The sequence below is a fragment of the Streptomyces sp. NPDC058880 genome (assembly GCF_042742535.1).
GTDB lineage: Bacteria > Actinomycetota > Actinomycetes > Streptomycetales > Streptomycetaceae > Streptomyces.
Genome location: NZ_JBHYMC010000023.1, coordinates 68131 through 91120, shown reverse-complemented (window position 1 = coordinate 91120; position 22990 = coordinate 68131). Strand labels below are relative to the sequence as shown.

General features: G+C 74.1%; 21 protein-coding genes. 19 read left to right on the top strand and 2 right to left on the bottom strand.

The window, feature by feature from the left end; all coding sequences use genetic code 11:
• Positions 1 to 45 precede the first annotated feature (45 nt).
• Positions 46 to 1071, top strand: coding sequence for a septation protein SepH (gene sepH, locus ACFW2G_RS16180; RefSeq protein WP_384581559.1), 1026 nt, complete (start codon positions 46 to 48; stop codon positions 1069 to 1071).
• A gap of 38 nt (positions 1072 to 1109) precedes the next feature.
• Here sepH and ACFW2G_RS16175 read toward each other — a convergent pair whose 3' ends face one another.
• On the bottom strand, positions 1110 to 1955 hold the full coding sequence (locus ACFW2G_RS16175) for a sulfurtransferase (protein ID WP_384455889.1): 846 nt from the start codon (positions 1953 to 1955) through the stop codon (positions 1110 to 1112).
• Between the two features lie 175 nt (positions 1956 to 2130).
• On the opposite strand from ACFW2G_RS16175, the gene ACFW2G_RS16170 reads away from it, so the two are divergent.
• A complete protein-coding gene (locus ACFW2G_RS16170) occupies positions 2131 to 2916 on the top strand; it encodes a VOC family protein (protein ID WP_384455892.1) in 786 nt (261 codons plus the stop codon).
• An 18-nt stretch (positions 2917 to 2934) separates the two neighbouring features.
• Here ACFW2G_RS16170 and ACFW2G_RS16165 read toward each other — a convergent pair whose 3' ends face one another.
• Positions 2935 to 4218 (bottom strand): MFS transporter, encoded by a 1284-nt coding sequence (locus ACFW2G_RS16165; protein ID WP_384455895.1) that lies wholly within the window; start codon positions 4216 to 4218, stop codon positions 2935 to 2937.
• 96 nt (positions 4219 to 4314) lie between these two features.
• Here ACFW2G_RS16165 and ACFW2G_RS16160 point away from each other — a divergent pair, with 96 nt between their 5' ends.
• The 17 genes from ACFW2G_RS16160 to ACFW2G_RS16080 all read left to right on the top strand — a co-directional run bounded on the left by ACFW2G_RS16160 (position 4315) and on the right by ACFW2G_RS16080 (position 22880).
• The gene (locus ACFW2G_RS16160) at positions 4315 to 5343 is read left to right on the top strand and encodes an ABC transporter substrate-binding protein (protein WP_384581554.1); all 1029 of its coding nucleotides are present in this window, start codon (positions 4315 to 4317) and stop codon (positions 5341 to 5343) included.
• Positions 5333 to 6496: a FecCD family ABC transporter permease gene (locus ACFW2G_RS16155; RefSeq protein ID WP_384581552.1), complete on the top strand. Its 1164-nt coding sequence runs from the start codon at positions 5333 to 5335 to the stop codon at positions 6494 to 6496. Before ACFW2G_RS16160 ends, ACFW2G_RS16155 begins: the two co-directional genes overlap by 11 nt.
• Complete coding sequence (locus tag ACFW2G_RS16150) at positions 6493 to 7305, top strand: ABC transporter ATP-binding protein (RefSeq protein WP_384581550.1); 813 nt, start codon at positions 6493 to 6495, stop codon at positions 7303 to 7305. The genes ACFW2G_RS16155 and ACFW2G_RS16150 overlap by 4 nt, the downstream gene beginning before the upstream one ends.
• Positions 7302 to 8201 carry a Rossmann-like domain-containing protein gene (locus ACFW2G_RS16145; RefSeq protein ID WP_384455906.1) on the top strand — a complete coding sequence of 300 codons (900 nt, stop codon included), beginning with the start codon at positions 7302 to 7304 and terminating at the stop codon, positions 8199 to 8201. The genes ACFW2G_RS16150 and ACFW2G_RS16145 overlap by 4 nt, the downstream gene beginning before the upstream one ends.
• Positions 8198 to 9316, top strand: a complete 1119-nt coding sequence (locus ACFW2G_RS16140; RefSeq protein ID WP_384581548.1) for a GHMP kinase — start codon at positions 8198 to 8200, stop codon at positions 9314 to 9316. Before ACFW2G_RS16145 ends, ACFW2G_RS16140 begins: the two co-directional genes overlap by 4 nt.
• The gene (locus ACFW2G_RS16135) at positions 9237 to 10235 is read left to right on the top strand and encodes a pyridoxal-phosphate dependent enzyme (RefSeq protein WP_384581546.1); all 999 of its coding nucleotides are present in this window, start codon (positions 9237 to 9239) and stop codon (positions 10233 to 10235) included. The genes ACFW2G_RS16140 and ACFW2G_RS16135 overlap by 80 nt, the downstream gene beginning before the upstream one ends.
• A 303-nt stretch (positions 10236 to 10538) precedes the next feature.
• Positions 10539 to 10973, top strand: coding sequence for a DUF6325 family protein (locus ACFW2G_RS16130; protein ID WP_172671424.1), 435 nt, complete (start codon positions 10539 to 10541; stop codon positions 10971 to 10973).
• A gap of 122 nt (positions 10974 to 11095) precedes the next feature.
• A complete protein-coding gene (locus ACFW2G_RS16125) occupies positions 11096 to 11401 on the top strand; it encodes an SHOCT domain-containing protein (RefSeq protein ID WP_037929667.1) in 306 nt (101 codons plus the stop codon).
• A 38-nt stretch (positions 11402 to 11439) separates the two neighbouring features.
• On the top strand, positions 11440 to 12801 hold the full coding sequence (locus ACFW2G_RS16120; protein WP_037929671.1) for a chloride channel protein: 1362 nt from the start codon (positions 11440 to 11442) through the stop codon (positions 12799 to 12801).
• 14 nt (positions 12802 to 12815) lie between these two features.
• The gene (locus tag ACFW2G_RS16115) at positions 12816 to 13256 is read left to right on the top strand and encodes a hypothetical protein (RefSeq protein ID WP_384581543.1); all 441 of its coding nucleotides are present in this window, start codon (positions 12816 to 12818) and stop codon (positions 13254 to 13256) included.
• 6 nt (positions 13257 to 13262) lie between these two features.
• Positions 13263 to 14762 carry a gluconokinase, GntK/IdnK-type gene (locus tag ACFW2G_RS16110; RefSeq protein ID WP_384581541.1) on the top strand — a complete coding sequence of 500 codons (1500 nt, stop codon included), beginning with the start codon at positions 13263 to 13265 and terminating at the stop codon, positions 14760 to 14762.
• 48 nt (positions 14763 to 14810) lie between these two features.
• Positions 14811 to 15728: a cyclase family protein gene (locus ACFW2G_RS16105; RefSeq protein ID WP_384581636.1), complete on the top strand. Its 918-nt coding sequence runs from the start codon at positions 14811 to 14813 to the stop codon at positions 15726 to 15728.
• A gap of 151 nt (positions 15729 to 15879) precedes the next feature.
• The gene (locus tag ACFW2G_RS16100; RefSeq protein ID WP_384581538.1) at positions 15880 to 17460 is read left to right on the top strand and encodes a GMC oxidoreductase; all 1581 of its coding nucleotides are present in this window, start codon (positions 15880 to 15882) and stop codon (positions 17458 to 17460) included.
• Between the two features lie 212 nt (positions 17461 to 17672).
• Entirely contained in the window at positions 17673 to 18467 is a 795-nt protein-coding gene (locus ACFW2G_RS16095) for an SDR family oxidoreductase (RefSeq protein WP_106967708.1), read from the top strand.
• A gap of 31 nt (positions 18468 to 18498) precedes the next feature.
• Positions 18499 to 19977, top strand: a complete 1479-nt coding sequence (locus ACFW2G_RS16090; RefSeq protein WP_384448410.1) for a cytochrome ubiquinol oxidase subunit I — start codon at positions 18499 to 18501, stop codon at positions 19975 to 19977.
• A complete protein-coding gene (locus ACFW2G_RS16085) occupies positions 19974 to 21029 on the top strand; it encodes a cytochrome d ubiquinol oxidase subunit II (RefSeq protein WP_037929680.1) in 1056 nt (351 codons plus the stop codon). The genes ACFW2G_RS16090 and ACFW2G_RS16085 overlap by 4 nt, the downstream gene beginning before the upstream one ends.
• 42 nt (positions 21030 to 21071) lie before the next feature.
• Positions 21072 to 22880: a cation:proton antiporter gene (locus tag ACFW2G_RS16080; protein WP_384581536.1), complete on the top strand. Its 1809-nt coding sequence runs from the start codon at positions 21072 to 21074 to the stop codon at positions 22878 to 22880.
• Positions 22881 to 22990: the final 110 nt, after the last annotated feature.

The window sequence follows — 22990 nt, the reverse complement described above, 5'->3', positions numbered from 1 at the left end:
GCAGCGACGCACGTGACGTCGGCAGGCACCACCCGGGAGGTCCCCATGCCCGAACTGCGTGTCGTGGCCGTCTCCAATGACGGCACACGACTGGTGCTCAAGGCTGCGGACAGCACGGAGTACACGCTTCCGATCGATGAGCGGCTTCGAGCTGCCGTACGCAACGACCGCGCACGCCTGAACCAGATCGAGATCGAGGTCGAGAGCCACCTCCGCCCCCGTGACATCCAGGCCCGGATACGAGCCGGTGCCACCGCGGAGGAGGTCGCCCAGCTCGCCGGCATCCCCGTCGACCGCGTGCGCCGCTTCGAGGGCCCGGTGCTCGCCGAACGCGCCTTCATGGCCGAGCGCGCCCGCAAGACCCCGGTGCGCCGCCCCGGCGAGAACACCGGGCCGCAGCTCGGCGAAGCCGTGCAGGAGCGGCTGACCCTGCGTGGGGCCGAGAAGGACTCCGTCCAGTGGGACTCCTGGCGCCGCGACGACGGCACCTGGGAAGTCCTCCTGGTCTACCGGGTCGTCGGCGAGCCGCATTCGGCGAGCTGGACCTACGACCCGCCGCGCCGGCTGGTCGTGGCCGTGGACGACGAGGCCCGCTCGCTCATCGGCGAGTCGGAGGACCTGCCGGCCGCGCCGGAGCCGAGCTTCCCGTTCGTCCCGAGGATCGCGCGCCTGCCGCGCGACCGGCCGCTGGATCGCACCCTGGACCGGCAGCTGGAGCGGGTCGAGCCCCGGCCGACGCCCGTCCCGGAGCCGGAGGAGGAGCGGGACACGCTGACCAGCCTGCTGGAGGCGGTACCGAGCTTCCGCGGCGACATGGTCGTGCCGGAACGCCCCGATCCGGCGGACACGGAAGCCGAGGCAGAGGAGCCGCCGGCCCCGGCCGCCTCGGCGGGCGCGGGCGCCGCGTACGCCGACGTCCTGATGCCCCGTACGGTGGCGGGCCACCGCGACCGACTGACGGGCACCACCGACCGGCAGGCCGAGGCCGACGGGGTCCGGCCCGGGCGCCGTGCGGCGGTGCCGAGCTGGGACGAGATCGTCTTCGGCACCCGGCGCAAGAAGCAGGAGTAGCCCCCCCCGGGGCCGGGTGGCACCCGACCCCGGCCCGGCTAGCTGGGGTCCGGACCCGTGGCCACCGGGCGGGCCGGGTCCGTGCACCAGTGCGACCAGCTGCCCGCATAGAGGTCGGACTCGATACCGGCCACCTCCAGGGCTAGCACTTCATGGGCTCCGGAGACCCCCGATCCGCAGTACACGCCCACCGCGGTCCCTTCGGAGGCCCCGAGCGCCTCGAACCGGGCCCGCAGCGCGTCCGCCGGCAGGAAGCGGCCGTCGGGACCCACGTTCTCGGTGGTCGGGGCCGACAGCGCGCCGGGGATGTGCCCGCCCACCGGGTCGATCGGCTCGACCTCGCCGCGGTACCTCTCCCCCGCACGGGCGTCCAGGAGCACGCCCTCGCGCGCCCGCTCCGCCGCCGCGTCGGCGTCGAGCAGCCCGAGCGATCCGGGGGTTGGCTTGAAATCGCCCTCGTCCGGAATCACCCGTTCGGCGGTGAGCCCGCCTCCCGCCGCCGTCCACGCGGCCAGGCCCCCGTCCAGGACTCGCACGTTCGGGTGACCCGTCCAGCGCAAGAGCCACCACGCGCGGGCCGCCGCCCAGCCCTGCCCGCCGTCGTACACGACCACAGGCACGTCCGCGCAGACCCCGGCCCTGCGCATCGCCGCGCCGAAGGCCTCCGCGTCCGGGAGCGGGTGGCGCCCTCCCGCCCCGGCCGGACCTGCCAGTTCACGGTCGAGGTCGACGTACGCGGCGCCCGGCAGGTGCCCGGCCTCATACGCGGGCCGCTGGTCGGGGCCGCCGAGCTGCCAGCGGACGTCCAGCAGGATCGGCGGCCGGGCACCCGCCAGCTCGTTCCTCAGTTCGGCAACGGAAAGGATCGCAGTCTTCGCACTCATGGCGGCCATCTTCCTCCCCGCCCGGCACCGGCGTCACAGGACCGTCATCAGCGGGGCACCCGGTTCCGGTCAACTCCGTTCCGGACCACCGGAATGCGGCGCGGTCGGGGAGCGCCGGGTCCGCCGGAGTGGAACCATCAGCACCGGTGACGGCACGACGGAGGAGACGGCAGACATGACCGAGGCAGCGGAAGCGACCCGGCGCACCCCCGGCACCCCGTGCTGGGTGAGTCTCATGGTGCACGGCCTCGGGAGCACCGAGGACTTCTACGCCGACCTGTTCGGATGGGAGTACGTGCCCGGGCCCGAGCAGCTCGGGCCATACGTCCGTGCCGTGCTGGACGGACACGAAGTGGCCGGGATCGGCGAGATGCCGCCGGACGGCCATCTTCCGACGGCGTGGACCACATACCTGGCCACGGACGACGCGGACGCCAGCGCCGAATCCGTCCGGGCCTGCGGCGGCACGGTCGCGGTGGGGCCGCTGGACGCCGGCGTCGCGGGGCGGGTGGCCATCTGCTCGGACCCGCTGGGGGCGGTCTTCGGGCTGTGGCAGGCGCAGGACCACCTGGGCGCCCGGCCGCACGGCGGGCCGGGTACCCCCGTCTGGCACGAGCTGATCACCCAGGACACCTCGACGGTCGGCAAGTTCTACGAGCACGTCTTCGGCCACGAGGCGCAGACCCACGTCACCGCCTCGGACGACTTCGACCACCTCACCCTGAACCTGGCGGGCCGGCCCGTCGCCGCCGTACACGGCGTGGGCCGTTCGCTGCCGCACGACCGGGGGCCGCACTGGCTGGCCTATTTCGAGGTGGCGGACACCGACGCGGCCGCGAGCCGGGTCGAGGAGCTCGGCGGGCGCGTCGTCGAGCCGCCCCGGGAGGGCATGCGCGGGCGGCAGGCCACGGTCACGGACCCGGAGGGGGCGGTCTTCGCCCTTGTACGCTCGCGGCCCTGAGCGCCGCCGCTGCGGGAGTCAGCCGGCGGGCTGTGCCGGCGGCCGCCCGAAGTGCCGTGCGGTGGGGACCAGTGCAGCCGCCGCGGGGACCAGGAAGCAGGCCGCGGAGCAGACGCCGAGGACCGGGGTCGCCCCGAAGACCTCGATGGCCGGGGCGATGAGCGCCAGGCCCACCGGGGCCAGGCCGTAGGACACGAGGAAGTCCAGCGAGGAGACCCGGGCGAGCTTGTCCGGGGCGACTTCGCGCTGGGTGGCGGTGAACCAGGGCACGTTGAACAGCTCGATGCCGATCCCGGCGATCGCGTAGGCGCCGACGACCACGCCCGGGTGGACCGGGAGCACCAGGCTCAGCGGCGCGAAGCCGTAGGCCGCCAGGCCCGCGAAAGCGGCCCAGCCCTGGGAGCGCGGCCGGAAGCGGGCGGTGACCAGGGCCCCGCCGAGCGCGCCGACCGTGTAGGCGGTCATGGCGGCGGCCAGCACCCACTCGGTGCCGTAGCGGTCACGGCTGATCAGGGGCAGGGCGACGCTGGTGGCGGAGTAGCCGAGCGCGATCACGGCGACCAGGCCTGCGAGTCCCGCGAGGAACCAGGGGTGGCGGCGGGCCTCGCGTATGCCGTCGACGAACTCGGCGCGCAGCGAGGCGCGCTGCGGCCGGTCCGCGTCCGGGGCGCCGGACGCGGACCCCCGGCCCGGCAGGAGCGCGGCGACCAGCCAGAGCAGGCCGATGCCGAGCAGCAGGGTCGCGACATCGGTGAAGGCCGCGAGCAGCGCGGTCAGGGCCGGCCCGGCCAGTGTGGAGGCGCGCACGGCCAGGGTCGTCGCGGCGTTGGCCTGCTGCCTGCGGCCGGCGTCGACGACCTCGGCCGTGAGTGCCTGGAAGGCGGGGCGGCAGGCTCCCTGCCCGGCGCCGGCCAGGGCTGCGGCCGCGGTCATCAGCAGCAGGGAGCGCCCCAGTCCGGCGGCGAGGAGGGGCGCGGCGGCCGCGGCGGCCAGGGCCGACCACAGGACGACGGCCCGCCGGGAGTGGCGGTCGGCCAGCACCCCGCCGACGGCCACGGCGGCGAGGAAGCCGGCGGTGCGCGCCGCGAGGACGAGGCCGAGGCCGGCCGCGCCCAGTTCGCGCTCCAGGACCGCGAGGCCCAGTACGAAGGGCAGGGCCCAGGTCGCGAGCCCGGAGGCGGTGGTGCCGGCCCACAGGCGCAGGAAGGCGACGTCGCGCAGGACGGAACGCGTCTGCTGTGGACGGCTCCTGGGCTCCGTGGGGGCAGGTGTGGTCGCCACGATGTGGTGCTCCTCATCCATTAATGAAAACGATAACCATTACAGTACTCTGTGGACGCGGCACTCCTGCCCGGTGCACGCCCCTGCCCCCATCCACGCCCCCCTGACGGAGGACCCATGCGCCATCGCACCCGAACCGGCCTCGCCCTGAGCCTCGTTCTCGCATCCGCGGCCGCCGCCGGCTGCTCGGCCGGCGGCGGCACGGACCGCAGGGCGGAGGGCACGCCCTCCGCCCCTACCACCGTCACCAGTTGCGGCGGACGGCTGTCCTTCGACGGACCCCCGAAGCGCACCGTCGCCCTGGACCAGTCCTCCACCGAGACCCTGCTGGAACTGGGCCTCCACGACCGGATGGCCGGAACCGCCAATCTCAAGACGAAGATCCCCGCGCAGTACCGGGACGCGTACGCGAAGGTCCCGGTCATCGCCCCCAAGATCGCGACGGGTGAGCAACTGCGTGCCGCCACACCGGATTTCGTCGTGGCCGGCTCCACCGACCTCTACACGAAGGACCGGGCGGGCACCCGGGAGGAGCTGGCGGCCCTGAAGGTCCCCGCCTTCGTCAGCGCCGTGGACTGCCCCCAGCACAACGAGCCCGGGAAGTCCCCCTTCGAACTGCTCTTCTCCGACTACGAGGCGCTGGGCCGGATCTTCGGCGCCGAGGAACGGGCCGCCGCCCTCGCCCGGGAACAGCGGGCCGCCGTCGCCGAGGCCGGCCGGAGCGCCGCCGGCGCGGCCGGGGCCGGGAAGCAACCCACCGTCGTCTACCTCTACTCGGTCTTCAACGGCATGCCGTACGTCGCCGGGCGGACCGGACTGCCCAGCGAGATGAGCCGGATCGTCGGCGCGAAGAACGCCTTCGACGACGTGGAGGAGGACTGGCCTGAGGTGTCCTGGGAGGAAGTCGCCAGGCGCGACCCGGACTTCATCGTGATCGGCGACCTGTCCGAACGCGGCCGGCCCGGTGACAGCGCCGCGGAGAAGCGCAGGGCGATGGCGGAGGACCCGGTGGTGTCCCGGCTGGCGGCGGTGCGCGGCAACCGGATCGTCGAGGTGCCCGGCATCGAGCTGGACCCCTCCGTGCGCTCCGTGCACGCGCTGGGCCTGCTGGCGGGCGCGATGAAGGACCTCGGATATGCCCGCTGACGTGGCCGGCCGGGCCGGACCGGCGGGACCGGCTGTGGCGAAGGGCCTGTCGACGGGCGCGTGCGCCGACCTGCTGCACCCCTCGGCCCGCACGCCGGGGACGGCCGTCACCGCGCCGGCCCCGGCGCCCGCGGCGTCCCCCCGCGGGCCCGCGCGGGCCGGACCGCTCCTCGCCTCGGCGCTCGTCCTGGCCGTCTCGGTGGCGGCCGCCACCGGTGTCGGCACCGCCGAGGTGGGGTGGACCGACCTGGCCCGGGTGCTCGGGTCGCGGCTCGGGCTGGACGTCGAGGCTCTGCCGCCGCTGCTGGACTCGCTCGTGTGGGACCTGCGGCTGCCGCGGGTCCTGATGGCGACCCTGGTCGGTGCCTCGCTGGCGGTCTGCGGCACGGTGCTCCAGGCGGTCACGCGCAACGCGCTCGCCGACCCGTACCTGCTCGGGGTCTCCTCGGGTGCCGGAGCAGGCGCGGTCGCCGTGGTCGTCCTCGGTGCGGGCGCGGGCACCCTCGGGATCACCGGCGGCGCGCTCGCCGGGGCGCTGCTCGCCTTCGCGGGCCTGCTGCTCCTGCTGCGCCGCACCGGGCTGGACTCGGTCCGCATCGTGCTGACCGGCGTGGTCGTCGGCCAGCTCTTCACCGCGCTGACCTCGCTCGCCCTGATGGCCTCGGCCGACGCCGACACCACCCGCGCCGTCACCCACTGGCTGCTGGGCTCGCTGGCCCCGGCCCGCTGGGACGCCGTGCTGGTCTGCGCGGTCGTCACGCCCCTGGGGCTGGCCGCAGCCTGGCTGTGCGCGAACGCCCTCGACGGGCTCGCCTTCGGCGCGGACACCGCCGCCTCCCTGGGGATCGGCGTACGGCGCACCCGGATGCTGCTGCTCGTGGTGACGGCCGCGCTCACCTCGGTCGCGGTGGCCACCGTCGGCGCCATCGGTTTCGTGGGGCTGATCGTGCCGCACGGGGTGCGCTTCCTGGCCGGACCGCTGCACCGGGCGCTGCTGCCGCATGCGGCGCTCGCGGGCGCGGTGTTCCTGGTGTGGACCGACGCCCTGGCGCGGGTGGCCTTCGCCCCCCGGGAGGTGCCCGTCGGTGTGATCACCGCGCTCATCGGCGTCCCGCTGTTCCTGCTCGTCCTGCGCCGGAGGGGGGAGCTGTGAGGATCAGCGCCGAGGGGCTGAGCTGGTCGGTGTCGGGCACTCCCGTCGTCCGCGGGATCGGACTGGACATCGCACCAGGGGAGACCGTGGGGCTGCTCGGTGCCAACGGCTCGGGCAAGTCCTCGCTGCTGCGCTGCCTGGCAGGGCTGCGGGTGCCGGACGCGGGCGCGGTCCGCTACGACGGCGTGCCCGTGGGGGACCTCGGCCCCCGGGCGATCGCCCGCCGGGTCGCCTTCGTCGCCCAGGACTCCGGCCTCGACACCGACCTGCGCGTCGCCGACGTCGTCGGGCTGGGCCGGACCCCCTTCCGCGACCGCTGGCGCGGCCCGGACGCGCACGACCGGGCCGTGGTCGCCGCCGCGCTCGACCGCGTCGGACTCGGCGCGCTCGCCGGGCGCCCCTGGCGGAACCTGTCCGGCGGCGAGCGTCAACGGGCCCACATCGCCCGCGCCTTCGCCCAGCAGCCCTATGCACTGCTCCTCGACGAACCCACCAACCACCTCGACGTGAAACATCAGTTGGAACTGATGGAGCTGCTCGCCGCCACCGACCAGACGGTCCTCGTCGCCCTGCACGACCTGACCCTGGCCGCCCGCCACTGCGACCGGCTGCTGCTCGTGCACGACGGCGCGCTGGTCGCCTCCGGCGCCCCCGACACCGTCCTGACCTCCGAGAACCTCGCCCGGGTCTTCGAGGTGGACGCCGAACTCCGCACCGACGCCCTGGGCCGGCCGTCGGTCACCTACCACGGTCCCCTCCGCGGCACCGCTCCCGCCTCCCCGTCCGCTCTCCGACAAGGAACCCGATGACGACACCGACGCGACCCCAGCCCCAGCCCCAGCCCCGGCCCGAGCCCCGCCCCCTGAGGACCCCCGCTCCCGGGCCCGCAGCCGCACCGGCGGCCTCCGTCGACGCCCTGATCGAGGCCGTGCTGGCCGGCGAACACGGCCCGCAGCCCGGCGGGCTGGTGGCGACCAGCGTGTTCTGGATCCACCACGGAACCCGGCTGGCCGGCGGCGACACCACCTACCTCAATCAGTACGTCCTGGTCCGCCTCGGCGGCTCCTTCGGCGGCTGCGCCTTCGAGGCCGGCGAAATCGACCCGGCGGTCTGCCACGACGCCTCCGGCGCTCCGCTCGACGTCCTGCTGCGCGAGGCGCCGCACCCGCTGCGGATCGCCGCGCTCGACGCCTACCTGGCCGGGCGGCGCCCGCACCGCGACTCCGGCGCGGAGGCGGTCACCCTGCCCGCCGGCACCCCCGAGGTGCGCGCGCTGGCCCGCGACGCGGCGATCGCCGGGCTGCTGGACATCGACCGCGGCGCCGCGGTCGGCCTCATCGGCGTGGTGAACCCGCTGATCGCGGCGATCCGCGAGCGCGGCGGCGAACCGCTGCCCTGCGACTTCAACCTCAGGACCACCCAGTGGGGCGACCCGGTCACCAGCGACATGCACGAGGTCCTGGAGCGCGCCGACGCCGTCGTCGCCACCGGCATGACCCTGAGCAACGGCTCCTTCGACGTCATCCTGGACCGCTGCCGCACCCGCGGAATCCCGCTCGTCGTCTATGCCCAGAGCGGCAGCGCCGTGGCCCGTGCCTTCCTCGGTGCCGGGGTGACCGCCCTGTCCGCCGAGCCGTTCCCCTTCTCCCAGTTCAGCGCCGACCCGACCACGCTGTACCGCTACCGGACGGCGGCCCCGGCGTGATCCCGGCGACCCGCCGCGACTCCCCCGCCGCCGACCGCCACGGAGCCGGGCACGCGCCCTGCCACCACGGCGAGATCCTCCAGGGCGTCTTCCTCGACGCCGCCGGGCGCCGCTGCGCCGGCCTGGTCACCCTGCCCATGGGCGGCCCGGGGAGCCGGGCCGCGTTCACCCGGCGGCCCGGCACCCCGCCGGAGCGGCTGGGCGTGCGGCCCGGCGACCGCACGAAGGCCGCGCGCGCGGCGGCTCTGGCCGTCGAGGAGTGCTCCCGGCGGTGCGGCGAGCCGCCCTGTGGCGGGGAGCTGCGGCTCTCCGGAGACGTCCCGGTGGGGCTGGGCATGGGCAGTTCCACCAGCGACGTCATCGCGGCGGTCCGCGCGGTGGCGGACTCCTACGGGATGCGGCTGCCGGCCGCCGCCGTCGCCCGGCTCGCGGTCCGCGCCGAGCTGGCCTGCGACCCCCTGATGCTCGACACCCGCCCGGTGCTGTTCGCGCAGCGCGAGGGGCGGGTGCTGGAGGTGCTCGGTCACCGCCTGCCGCCCCTCGTGGTCGTGGGCTGCGCGCTCGGCGGGGGCGCGCCCGTGGACACCCTCTCGCTCCCGGCCCAGGCGCTCGACGACCACGACGTACGCGCCTTCGAGCGGCTGCGGGTGCTGCTGCGGCGGGCCGTGGCCACCGGCGACGCCGCCCTGCTCGGCCGGGTGGCGACGGCGAGCGCCCGGCGCGGGCAACGGCTCCTGCGCCACCCGGAGTTCGACGCACTCGTCGGCATCGCCGGGCGGCTGGAGGCCGTAGGGGTCCAGATCGCGCACAGCGGCGCGGTCGCCGGGCTGCTGCTGGATGCGGCCGCCCCGGGGCTGCGCCACCGGATCCGCGGCTGCGTGCGGGCCCTGGAGAGCGACGGCATCCCCGTCACCCGCACGTTCACGACCTTCCCGGCCTCTCCCGGCTGCTCCGCCCCGCCAGGCCGGGCGGACCGGGCGGACCCGGCGGACCGGCCAGACCTTCCGAACGTCCCGACGACCAAGGAGTCCCCGAGTGGACCAGCACATCGCGGAGGCCATCGGCCGACCGGACCTGATACGCCTCGACGACCGGCTCGTCTGCCTGCGCTTTGAGACCATGAAGGTGGTCTCCGCCCTCGCCGCGGTCCGCCACCTCCTCGACACGGGAGCGGTGCGGCCCGGCGACACCCTGCTGGACAGCTCCAGCGGGATCTACGCCTACGCCCTCGCGCTGGCCTGCCACCGGCACGGCATGCGCTGCCACATCGTCGGCTCGACGACGGTCGACCGCACCCTGCGCACCCAACTCGCCGTCCTCGGCGCGACCCTGGAGCAGATGGAGCCCTGCAGCGACCTGAAACTGGACCAGAAGCGGCGCGTCGAGCGCGTACACGAGATCCTCGCCGAACATCCCGGCCACCACTGGATGCGGCAGTACCACGACGACGTCCACTACCTGGGCTACCGGGCCGTGGCCGACCTGATCCGCCGGTCGGCGCGCGGTGCGGAACTCACCGTCGTCGGCGGGGTCGGCTCGGGGGCGTCGACCGGAGCCCTCGCCCACTACCTGCGCGAGGAGGCGCCCGGTACCGAGCTGGTCGGCGTACAGCCCTTCGGCAGCGTCACCTTCGGTGCGGAGCACGTCGCCGACCCTGAGATCATCATCGCGGGCATCGGCAGCTCCATCCCCTTCGGCAACGTCCGCCATGCGTCCTACGACGCGCTCCACTGGATCTCGTTCGACGCCGCCCTCGCCGGCAGCGTCGACCTGCTGCGCCGGCACGCGGTGTTCGCCGGGCTGTCCAGCGGGGCCGGCTACCTCGCCGCCCGCTGGGAGCGCGACCGCTCGCCCGGTCGCACGGTCCTCTTCGTCGCCGCCGACACCGGTCACCGCTACGTGGACACCGTGTACGCGCGGCACCGCGAGGCCGTCCCCATCGGCTCGCTGGCTCCCCGCCAGGTCACCGGCCGGGAGGAACTGGCCCTGCCCTGGTCCCGGATGGACTGGAACCGGGCGGACGCCCCCGCGTAGGGATGCGGCGGGCTGCGGAACCGCTTCCCGGGGCGTGCGGTCCGGAGCCGATGGTGGTGCGCCGGCCCCGGTCTTCCCGCTCCATCCGGGCCGGGTGGAGCGGGAAGACCGGGGCCCGCACACGGCGCTCGTACGCCGTCCACGGAGCCTGGCGGCGACGGTCCGAAGGTGCGAAGGCGCTCCGGGGGTGCTGCAATGAGCTGGAGTGCTGCCCCTGCACCGTGCGGCGGGGAATGCGCCGCCGGAGACAGGCGGCGGCCCACGGCCGGTCACCCCCCACCGGACAGCACGTGAGGAGCCGTGATGAGCGACGACATCGAAACGATGGGGCCCGTCGACTACCTGATCGTCGAGTTCCCCGGCAACAGGATGACCGGTGAGGGCTTCCCCCTGCTCGTCGATCTGGTGGAACGCAACATCATCCGCATCCTCGACCTGGTCTTCGTCCGCAAGGATGCGGACGGTTCGGTCGTCGCACTGGAACTGAAGGACGCCGGCGGCGGTGAGATGGACCTCTCCGTCTTCGAGGGCGCGGCCTCCGGCCTGCTGGGCCAGGACGACATCGACGAGGCCGGTGCCGCTCTGGAAGCGGGCAGCTCGGCCGGCATCCTGGTGTACGAGAACGTCTGGGCGGCGCCGTTCGCCCGCGCCCTGCGGCGCGGCGGCGCGCAGTTGGTGGCCGGCGGCAGGATTCCCGTCCAGGCGCTGCTGGCCTCGCTCGACGCCATGGAGGCGTGAGCGCGGACCGCGGGCCGCAGGCGGCAGCAGTCCCGACTCCCCGTCCCGCGGCACATGACGACCTGCGGACCGGACGCGCGTTGCGACCGTCCGCCCTTCGGCAACCTGGGAGATGACGCCCCATGCCCGGACTTCTTCGTGGAGTCGCCCGCACCGCCGTCGTGGCCGGGACGGCCACCGCGGTCTCCAACCGCGTATCGCGGCGGCAGGCGGGCCGCTGGTCCCAGCAGGAGTACGAACAGCAGCAGGCCGCGGCGCCGCCGCCCCCGCCGCAACCGGCCCAGGCCGCTCCTCCCCCTCCGCCGCCCCCCGGCGACGACATGAGCAGCAAGCTCGACCAACTCCAGAAGCTGGGCGAGTTGAAGGCCCAGGGGCTGCTGACCGAGGAGGAGTTCGCCCAGCAGAAGGCCAGGCTCCTCGCCGGCTGACCGGCCGCTCGGTGGCGGGGGACGGGAAGGGATGACCCATGACGGCACCGCGCACCCCGGCGCCCGCCGAGCCGCCCCCGGAGGGCGACCGGCTGCGGGACATGCTGCGCACGCCGGGCTACCTCAAGCTCCTCGTCCTGTGCGCGCTCATCGGCATCCCGGTCTCCCTGGCGGCGTTCTGGTTCCTGGTCGCCCTGCACGAGCTGGAGCACCTGGTGTGGGCCGATCTTCCGGAGGCGCTCGGCTGGAGCGGCCCACCCTGGTGGTGGCCGGTGCCGCTGCTGCTGCTGGCCGGCGTCCTGGTCGGGCTGGTGGTGACCCGCATGCCCGGCGCCGGCGGCCACATCCCCGCCTCGGGGCTGCACGCGGGAGGGGCCACCTCGGCCGCGCTGCCCGGCGTCATCCTGGCGGCGGTGCTCAGCCTGCCGCTGGGTGCGGCCCTCGGCCCGGAGGCCCCGCTGATCGCACTCGGCGGCGGGCTCGCGCTGCTGTTCCGGGACCTGGCCCAGGCGCCCACGACCCCGCAGAGCACGGCGATCCTGGGCGCGGCGGGGGCGGCCGCGGCCATCTCCGCGATCTTCGGCAACCCGCTGATCGGCGCCGTGCTGCTGATGGAGGTGGCCGGGGTGGGCGGACCGCAACTCTTCGCGATCATGCTGCCGGCCCTGCTGTCCAGCGGGGTCGGCGAGCTCGTGTTCACCGGCTTCGGCCGCTGGACGGGCCTGGCGACGGGCAGCCTGAAGCTGGACCTGGACGGCCCCTTCCCCCGCCTCGACGCCCCCGACGTGCTGTGGTCACTGCTGCTGGCGGTCGTCCTGGGCGTCTTCATGCACCTGGTGCTGGCCGGCGGCCGGTTCGCCTCCGTGTACGTGGCCAGGCGGCCCGTGGCCCACACGGCCGTCTGCGCCGTGGCCGCCGGTGCCGCCGCAGCGCTCTACGCGCTGGTCACCGGCAACTCCCCGGTGGACGTCGCCTCGTCGGGCCAGGCCGTCATGGCCGACATGGCCGCCGATCCGCAGGCCTGGGGCATCGGGGCGCTGATCGCGGTCCTGCTGTGCAAGGGCGCGGCGTACGCGCTCTGCCTGGGCAGCCTGCGCGGCGGGCCGGTCTTCCCCGCCCTGTTCCTGGGAGCGGCCGCGGGTCTGCTGTTCGCGCCACTGCCGGGGCTGGGCGTCATTCCGGGCCTCGCGGCCGGCATGGCCGCCGCCACCACGTGCGCGCTGCGGATCCCGGTCAGCAGCGTGGTGCTCGTCGTGCTCCTGCTCGGCAGCGGCGCGATGATCCCCGTGATCATCCTCGCGTCCGTGGTCGCCTTCGTGGTCACCGAACTGCTGCCGCCCGGGCCCGAGGTGGCGCCAGTGGGCCTGCCGGTCGCGACCCGCGGGGCCGGAGCGAAGTGAGGAAGGAGCACGTCATGGCGGATCACGTGAGCGGAGTCCGGCCGAAGGCCGCTGCGCCGGCCGCCGGCAGAGCCGGCTTGGGCGCCCTGGACGGCTGGCTGTACTTCGCCGGGTTCCTGATGGTCTTCGGCGGCCTGGCGACGTTGTCCTCGGGCATCTCCGCGATCGCCGGGGACGAGGTCTTCCTCTCCACCCCGGACTACGCCTACGCGTTCGGCCTCACGGGCTGGGGCTGGGTCCAGCTCGTCCTGGGCGTCGTCCTCTTCTGCGCCGGAATCGCCGTGCTCCGGGGCGCCCTGTGGGCCCGAGTCGTCGGCATCGTGTTCGCGGGGCTCAGCATGGTCTCCGGCTTCATGTGGCTTCCGTACGCGCCGTTGCGGACCCTGGTACTCGCGGCCGTCGACGGCCTGATCGTCTGGGCGCTGTGCACGGCCCCCCGTCCGACGAAGGACTGAGCCGCGGTGCCGGCGGAAGCCGCGCGGCCGACTCCCCTGGTGCTCGTGGTCGGCGTGTCCGGGTCGGGCAAGACCACGGTGGCCCGGCTACTCGCCGACCGACTCGGCTGGCCCCACCGGGACGCGGACGAGTTCCACTCCCCGGCCAACCGGGCCAAGATGGCCGCCGGACACCCCCTTGACGACGCCGACCGGGCTCCCTGGCTTGCGGCCATCGGCGCCTGGATGGACCAGGAGGCCGGGGCGCACCGCCCCGCCGTCGTCACCTGCTCGGCGCTCAAGCGCTCCTACCGGGACCGGCTGCTGCGCGGGCGGCCCGGGGCGCGCCTGGTGTACCTGCACGGCACGCCGGAGCTCGTACGGGCCCGGCTGGGGGCCCGGCACGGCCACTTCTTCCCGCCGGCCCTGCTGGACAGCCAGTTCGCCGACCTCCAGGAACCAGGACCCGACGAGCGCCCCGTGATCGTGGAGGTCGACCAGCCGCCGCGGGCCGTGGCGGCGGCCGCGCTCTCGTTGCTGGGCCTCTCCGCCCCTTCCCCGCCGTCCGAGGAGGCTCCCATGTCCGCACAGACGCCCCGGTCCGCAGGCCCGACGGGTGAGCAGTGGGAGCTGCGTCACGGCGGGCAACGCGCCTTCGTCGTCGAACTCGGCGGCGCCCTGCGCCACTACGAGGCCGACGGCGTGCCCCTGTTGGACGGGTTCGCCGCCGATGAGCCCGTCACCTCGGGGCGCGGCCAGATCCTCGTACCCTGGCCCAACCGGGTCGGCGGCGGCCGCTATCACTTCGACGGAGCGGACCTGCAGCTCCCTCTGAGCGAGCCGGAGCGGCACAACGCGATCCACGGGCTGCTGCGCTGGACCCCGTGGCGGCTGCTCGCCCACTCCGGGAACGCCGTGCGGGTGGGCACCACCCTTCACCCACAGCCCGGATACCCCTTCCTGCTGGAGGTGTTCGCCGAGTACCGGCTCGACGACGACGGCCTGGAGGTGCTGGTCCGCGCCGTCAACACGGGCGGGGCGCGGGCCCCGTACGGCGTGGGGCAGCACCCGTACCTGACGGTCGGCACCGGTCTCGTCGACACGGCACTGCTGACCGTGCCCGCCCGCCACCGGCTGACCGCCGACGCCGAGGGCCTACCGACCGGCGAGGTGCCCGTCGCGGGCACCGAGTACGACTTCCGCTCCGCCCGGCCCATCGGTGCGGGAGCGCTGGACACCGCCTTCACCGGGCTCGCACGCGAAGCGGACGGGCGGGCCGTGGTCCGGCTGGCGCACCCGGCGGGCCACCGCGGTACCGACCTGTGGCTCGGCGAGGGCACCCGGTACGTGCAGGTCTACACGGGCGACACGCTGGCCGAGCCCGGGCGGCGCCGTCGCGGTGTCGCCGTGGAGGCGATGTCCTGTCCGGCGGACGCCTTCCGCACCGGCAGCGGGCTGACCGTCCTGCAACCGGGGGCCGGCCATACGCTGCGCTGGGGTCTGCGCCCCTGGACGGCCACCGGCTGAGGCGGCGATCCGATGACCCGGCACCCCGCACCGCCCGTCCCCCGGCCCATGAGCGCCGAGGACTTCCGCACGCTGTACGAGCGGCTGCGCGGGACGGCCCGGCCCGGCCCGGACGGCGTGCGGCGCGGGGCGCTGCGCCATCTGACACCCGCCCGTGTGGCCGCGGCCGCGGCCGTGGTCCGGCTCGGCCGTACGGTGTCCCTGGCGGCGCCGATCGAGACCCGGCCGGGCCCGGACGACCCGGAGCCGGCCCAGCACCGGATGACGGGGCCCGCACCCGGCGAGGCCGGGGCCCCGGGACTGCACTTCGCCCTCGACCGGTTCGCCATGAACGTCCACGGGGACGCCGACAGCCACCTCGACGCGCTGAACCACGTGCTGTTCGACGGCGAGTTGCACGGCGGGGTCCCGGCCGGGGACCCGGCCGCCCCGGAGGTCCGGTCACTCTCCGTGGACCTGGTCCGCGAGGGCATCGTCGGGCGGGGTGTGCTGCTGGACGTTCCGCGCCTGCGGGACGTGCCCTGGCTGGAGCCGGGGGAGCACGTGACGGCGGACGACCTGACGGCCGCGGAGGCCGCCCAGGGTGTCCGCGTCGGCCCCGGGGACCTGCTGCTGGTACGGGTGGGGCACCGGCGGCGCCGCAGGGAGCTCGGGCCGTGGGAGGCGGCCGTGGCGCGCGCCGGCCTGCACCCCTCCGCCATGCCGTTCCTGGCCGAACGGGAGGTCGCCGTCCTGGGCGGCGACGGCAACAACGACACCGCGCCCAGCGCGGTGGCGGACGTCGCCTTCCCCGTGCACGTCCTGGCGGTGCAGGCGATGGGAGTGCACCTCATGGACTACCTGCAGCTGGAAGAACTGGCGGGGGCCTGCGCGCGGGCCGGCCGGTGGAGCTTCCTGTGCGTGGTCGCGCCGCTGCGGCTGCCGGGCGCCACCGGCTCTCCGGTGAACCCGATCGCCGTGCTGTGACGGCGCTCCGCCCCGGGGCGGGCCCGGCCCGGTCGCCGACCGGCTCGCGGGCGGCTAGCTTCGAATGGGTGGGAATGCTTGGTCTCCGCTCCGCGGAGTGGCAGGCTCCGGTCCGACGGGCGGGGCCACGAGCCCAAGGACGGTGGTCGACGTGGGCGACTCTCCCCACTACGACGTGATCATCATCGGCACCGGCGCCGGGGGCGGCACCCTCGCCCACCGGCTGGCCCCCTCCGGCAAGCGCGTGCTCCTCCTCGAACGCGGCGGCTACCTGCCGCGGGAGCGGGACAACTGGGATTCCAGCGCCGTGTTCGTCAAGGGCAAGTACCGGGCTCCGGAGTTCTGGTTCGACCAGCACGGCAACGCGTTCCCGCCGGAGGTCAACTACTACGTCGGCGGGAACACCAAGTTCTACGGAGCCGCCCTCTTCCGGCTGCGGCCCGAGGACTTCGGCGAGATCCGGCACCACGGCGGCATCTCCCCCGCCTGGCCGCTGCGGTACGAGGACCTGGAGCCGTACTACACGCAGGCCGAGCACCTCTACCGGGTGCACGGGCGGCACGGGGAGGACCCGGGCGAGGGGCCGGTGAGCGCGCAGTACGCCCACCCTCCGGTCGCACACGAGCCACGCATCCAGCAGTTGAGCGACGACCTGGAGCGGAAGGGACTGCACCCCTTCCACCTGCCCATCGGGGTCGACCTCGTCCAGGACGCCGACGGGCGGGCCGCCCCCTCCAGCGCGTGCATCCGCTGCGATCGGGTGGACGGCTTCCCCTGCCTGGTGCGCGGCAAGTCCGATGCCCAGGTGGTCTGCGTGGAACCCGCCCTGGAACATCCCAACGTGGAGCTGATCACCGATGCCCGCGTGGTCCGGCTGGAGACCGACGCGTCAGGGCTCAATGTCACCGCCGCCGTCGCCAGGCTCGCGGACGGCTCCGAGACCCGGTTCCGCGCGGACGTCGTGGTCGTCTCCTGCGGGGCGGTCAACTCCGCCGCGCTGCTGCTGGCCTCGGCCGGCGACCGTCATCCCCGGGGGCTGGCCAACAGCTCCGGCGTGGTGGGCCGGCACTACATGCGGCACAACAACCTGGCCCTGATGGCGGTGTCGAGGGAGCCCAACCCCACGCAATTCCAGAAGACCCTGGCGCTGCACGACTGGTACCTGGGAGCGGACGACTGGGACTTCCCGCTCGGCGGCATCCAGATGCTCGGCAAGTCGGACGCCGCGCAGATTCACGGGGAGGCGCCGCGCTGGGCCGGGGCGGTCACGCCGGACATGCCCTTCGAGGTGCTGGCGCACCACGCGGTCGACTTCTGGCTGTGCGGCGAGGACCTTCCGATGCCCGACAACCGCGTCACCCTGGACGGTGCCGGCGCCATCCACCTCGCGCTCGACGAGAAGAACAACACGGAGGGCCTGAACCGGCTCCGGCACAAGCTCCAGGGCATGCTCGGACACCTGGGCATGCACGAGCACCACCTGCTGCCGCACAGCATCTACCTGCACAAGGGAATGCCGATCGGGGCGACCGCGCACCAGGCGGGAACCGTCCGCTTCGGCACGGACCCGGCCTCCTCGGCCCTGGACGTCAACTGCAAGGCCCACGACCTCGACAACCTCTACGTGGTCGACACGAGCTTCTTCCCGAGCATCGGCGCGGTCAACCCGTCCCTGACCGCCATCGCCAACGCCCTGCGGGTCGGCGACCACCTCCTGGCCCGGCTGAACTGACCCCGGCCTCCGGGTCTGCGCCGACCGGAGGAAGATCCTCGACCGAACGGCGCAACCGGCGCCCGCCCGGCAGGTCCCCCGCCACGGCCGGTGATTACGTGGGCGGTCGGTCCGGCCCGCTGCGGTCGGGGCGTGCCGGGGCCCGCTCGTCGAGGAGGCAGCACAACGTGGATTCCACCGTGGGCGCACCGCAGGGTGTGATTCCGGCTCATCTGCTGAAGGGTCAGAAGGCGCTGGTCACCGGCGCCAACTCCGGTATCGGGAAGGCGACCGCCATCGGGCTCGGCAGGGCCGGCGCCGACGTGGTGGTCAACTACGTGGCCGACCGGGAGTCCGCCGAGGCGGTCGTCCGGGAGATCGCCTCGTTCGGGGTGCGCGCGGCGGCGTACGAGGCGGACGTGTCCCAGGAGGACCAGGTCGTGGCCATGATGGACCGGATGGTCCGGGAGTTCGGCACGATCGACATCCTGGTCGCCAACGCCGGCCTGCAGCGGGACGCCCCGTTCACCGAGATGACCCTCGCCCAGTGGCAGAAGGTCCTGGACGTCAACCTGACGGGGCAGTTCCTGTGCGCCCGGGAGGCGACGCGGGAGTTCCTGCGGCGCGGCGTCGTCCCCGAGGTGTCCCGGGCGGCCGGGAAGATCATCTGTATGAGCTCGGTCCACCAGGTCATCCCGTGGGCGGGCCACGTCAACTACGCCTCCTCCAAGGGCGGCGTGCAGATGATGATGGAGACCCTGGCCCAGGAGCTCGCACCGCAGAAGATCCGGGTGAACGCGGTCGCCCCCGGGGCCATCAAGACGCCAATCAACCGCGGCGCCTGGGAGACCGAGCAGGCCCGTGAGGACCTGCTGAAGCTGATCCCCTACGACCGGATCGGCGATCCGGACGACATCGCCCACGCGGTCGTCGCCCTCGCCTCCGACCTCATGGACTACGTGGTGGGGACCACCCTCTACGTCGACGGCGGGATGACCCTCTTCCCCGGGTTCGCCACGGGCGGCTGACTCCCCTCCCCGGCTCCCAGCGAAGGCACGCATGCACACCACGGTTCTCCTGCTGGCGGCGGACGCGCCGGCCCAGCTGCTCCCGGCCCGGCAGCTCATGGCCTTCACCCTGGCCTCGCACATCATCCTGGTGCCGATGGGGGTGGCCCTGCCGTTCATCACCCTGCTGATGCACTACCGGGGAATCCGCCGCGACGACCCCACCGCCCTGCTGCTGGCGCGGCGCTGGTCGGCCGTGATGGCGGTGCAGTTCGCCGTCGGAGTCGTCACCGGCACCGTCCTGTCCTTCGAGTTCGGCCTGCTCTGGCCGGGGCTCATGGGCAAGTGGGGTGACGTGTTCGGCATCGGCTTCGGTGTCGAGGGGTGGGCGTTCTTCCTGGAGGCGGTGCTCATCGCCATCTACCTCTACGGCTGGCGCCGGCTGAAACCCCGTACGCACTTCCTGCTCGGGCTCCCGCTGCCGGCTGCCGCGCTGATGGGGGCGTTCGGCATCCTGGCCGCCAACTCGTGGATGAACACCCCGCGCGGGTTCACCCTCGACTCCGCCGGCAACCCGGTCGACGTGAACATCTGGAAGGCGATCTTCACCCCGATGTTCGGGCCGCAGTACTGGCACTTCGTGGTCGCGATGCTGCTGACCGCCGGATACGTGGTGGCCGGTGTCTACGCCGTCGGATGGCTGCGGGGCCGCCGGGACCACTACCACCGGCTCGGCTTCACCATCCCCTTCACCGTCGCCGCGATCGCCACCCCGATCCAGTTCTTCCTGGGCGACTCCATCGCCCGGCAGGTGTTCCACAAGCAGCCCGTGAAGTTCGCCGCCATGGAGATCGTGTGGGAGACCGACACCCACATGCCGGAGTACATCTTCGGCCGGCTCCACCCGGACGGAACGGTCTCGGGCGGCATCAAGATCCCCCAGCTCGACTCCATCCTGGCCGGCTTCAGCCCGGACACCAAGGTGATGGGGCTGGCCTCCGTCCCGGAGAGCGACCGCCCCAACGCCACCCAGGCGACCATCGCCCACTGGGCCTTCGACCTCATGGTCGTGATCGGGTCCGTACTGGTGCTGCTCGCCCTCTGGTACGCCGTGGTCTGGCTGCGGCACCGCAGGCTGCCGGCCTCCCCCTGGTTCTGGCGCAGCGCGGCCTGCGCGGGCGTCGCGTCCGTCGTGGCCGTGGAATGCGGCTGGGTGACCACCGAGGTGGGACGCCAGCCGTGGATCGTCTACCAGAACATGCGGGTCGCCGAAGCGGTCACCGCGACCCGCTCGACGACCTTGTGGATCATGTTCGGGCTGGTGATCGTGGTGTACGTGTTCGTCTTCGGCGCGTTCCTCGCCATCCTGCTCACGATGCGCACCCGATGGCGTCTCGCCGACGCGCAGCAGGGGGCGGAGCCTGCCGTCGAGGCACCGGAGGCGGACACCCCGTACGGGCCGCGCTCCCCCGTCCCGTCCGGACCGCCGCCCTCGTCGTCGTCATCAGCCCCCGGGGACGGCCGCCCGTGACCGCCGACGTCATCGCCTTCGCGCTGCTGCTCGCCGTGACCGCCTACACCTGCGCGGGCGGCACCGACTACGGGGCCGGCTTCTGGGACCTCACCGCGGGAGGGGCGCAGCGGGGCAAACGGCAGCGATGGCTCATCGACCACGCCATGGCCCCGGTGTGGGAGGTCAACAACGTCTGGCTGATCTTCATCTTCGTCATCATGTGGACGGGGTTCCCGGTCTTCTTCCAGACGGTGTTCTCCGCGATGTGGGTGCCGCTCGCCCTGGCCGCCGTCGGCATGGTCCTGCGCGGTGCGGGCTTCGCCTTCCGCAAGGCCTCGCGGCGGCTCGCCGGGCGGCGGCTGTTCGGGAGCGTGTTCGCCGTGTCCTCGCTGGTGACTCCCTTCTTCCTCGGCGCGGCCGTCGGCGGCATCGCCTCGGGCCGGGTCGCGCTCGGCACGGAGGCCTCGGCCGAGGCCTGGTCGAACCCCACCTCGCTGCTGTTCGGGCTGCTGGCCATCGCGACCACGGCCTTCCTCGGCGCCGTGTTCCTCTCCGGGGACGCCCGCCGCTTCGGCGCGCCCGACCTCGTCGACCACTTCCGGGGGCGGGCGCTGGCGGCGCTCGCGGCGGTCGCCGTCCTGGCCGTGGTCGCGCTGTTCGTCACGCGCACCGACGCCCCGCACGTGTGGCACGGCCTCACCCACGGCATGGGCCTGCTCTTCGTCCTGCTGGCCGCGGCGGCCACCTTCGCCACGGCATGGCTGCTCCTGCGCCCGCCGGGGACCTGGGTGCGTGTCACGGCCGTGGGGGTCGTCGCGTCGGCCGTCCTGGCCTGGGGCATGGCCCAGCGGCCCTACCTCATCCCCACCTCGCTGACCGTCGCCGACGCGGCGGGGGCTCCCTCCACCCTGACCTGGCTGGCGTTCGTCACGCTGGTCGCCCTGGTGGTCGTCGCCCCGGCCCTCGTCCTGCTGTACTGGCTGGACACGCACGGCGAACTGGAGTCGCTCGGCGACGCCGACCTGCGGCGCGGCGGCGCCGAACCGGGGAAGAGCGCCGATGGGGGCTGACGGCCGCCCGCCGGGTACGGGCGGCCGTGTTGGAACGCCTCCGTGACCGGGGACCGGCTCCTCCTCGGGATCGCCCTGACGGTGGCGCTGGCCGCCGCCTCCCAGATCCTCGCCGCGAAGCTGCGCGTGCCCGCGCTGCTCCTGCTGCTGCCCGCCGGGTTCGTCACGGGGGCGCTGACCGACGTCATCCACCCGAACGACCTGCTCGGGCCCGGTTTCTCCGCCCTGGTCTCCCTGGCGGTGGCGGTGATCCTCTACGACGCGGGGCTCGGGCTCGACCTGCGCCACCTCACCGGCCGCACCCGGGGGATCGTCGGCAGGCTGCTGGTGGCCGGTGTCCTCGTCACCTTCCTGGCCGTCGCAGCCGTCGCACCCGCGCTGTTCGGCATGTCGCTGGCCAGCGCCACGATGCTGGGCGTGATCCTCGTGGTGTCGGGCCCGACGGTCGTGGGGCCGCTGCTGGACTACGTGCGGCCCACCGACACGCTGCGGCGCATCCTGGTCTGGGAGGGGACGCTGATCGACCCGATCGGAGGCATCCTCGGCGCGCTCGTCTTCCACGGCGTCTCCTCCACGCACTCCGAAGTGGGCCGGGGCCACCAGCTGGGCCAGTTCGCGATCAGCATGGGCGTCGGCCTGGTCGGCGGCGCGGTGGGACTGGCCCTGCTGTGGCTGACGCTGCACGTCATGCGGCTCGGCGAGACGCTCGGTACGATCGCCCAGCTGGCGGTGGTGATCATCGTGGCGGCGGGGTGCGACATCGTTCGAGACGACACCGGGCTGATCGCCGCGACGGTCACCGGGCTGGCGGTCGCCAACCTCCCCGGCTTCGACATGCCCGCCCGCAGGCCCTTCTTCGAGACGCTCGTCCAGCTGATCATCGGGCTGCTGTTCGTCTCGATCTCGTCGACCGTGACCCCGGCGTCCCTGACGCCGGTCCTGCTCCCCTCCCTCGTCCTCATCGCGTTCCTGGTTCTGGTCGTCAGGCCGCTCGTGGCCTTCGTCTCCACCGGGAAGTCGGAGCTGGCCCGCGGGGAGAGGAGGTTCATCGGCTGGATGGCGCCGCGCGGGATCGTCGCGGCCTCCACGGCCTCGGCCTTCGCCGCCGGCCTCTCCGACCAGGGTTTGGCCGGCGCCTCGAAGATCCTCCCCGTCACCTTCCTGGTGATCGTGGGAACGGTTCTGCTCTACGCGCTGACCGCCGCTCCCGTGGCCCGCAGGCTCGGTGTCGTCCGCCCGTCCCGCTCGCGCCCGCTGCTGGTGGGCGGCGACCACTGGGTCGTCGACCTGGGCAGGGCCCTGCGGGCGGCCGGGCTCGACGTGCTGATGTGGGCCGGCAGCGAGGACGAACGGGAGCGGATCAGGGACGCCGGGCTGGAACTGGCCCGGGGCGAGCTGCTGGCCGCGGCCTCCGACCCGCGCGCCCGCCTGGAGGGGGTCACCACCGTCTTCCTGTGCACGGACGACGACAACTTCAACGCCCTCGCCGCGGTCATGGCCGAGGGCAACGTCGAGGGCCCCGTGTACCGGGTCGGGCCCCCGCACGACAAGGGTCTCGGCGTCGTCGCCCCCAGCGCAGGCGGCGAGGTCCTCTTCGGCTCCCGGCTGGTGCGGCACGTCCTGGCCGAGCGCTACCGGCAGGGCGCCCGGTACCTGGTGCAGTCGGCCGCCCGGCCGGTCCCGGCGGACTGCGAGACGCTGTTCGTGGTGCGCTTCGACGGCAGGCTCGACGCGGTCACCGAGAGCCGGTCCGGCGCCGTCGCCCCGTCGCAGGACGACACCCTCGTCCTGCTCGGTCCCGTACCGCCCGCGCCGGCCGGCCCGGAACCCGCTGAGGGGCGTTCCGGGTGACGGGCGCATGCGGCGGCCGGGTGCCGGTCTTACCGTGGGACGGAAGGCGTCCCGAACCCCGCACCCCGCACCCCGCACCCCGATCCGGAGGCCGGAGGTCACCCGTGCCG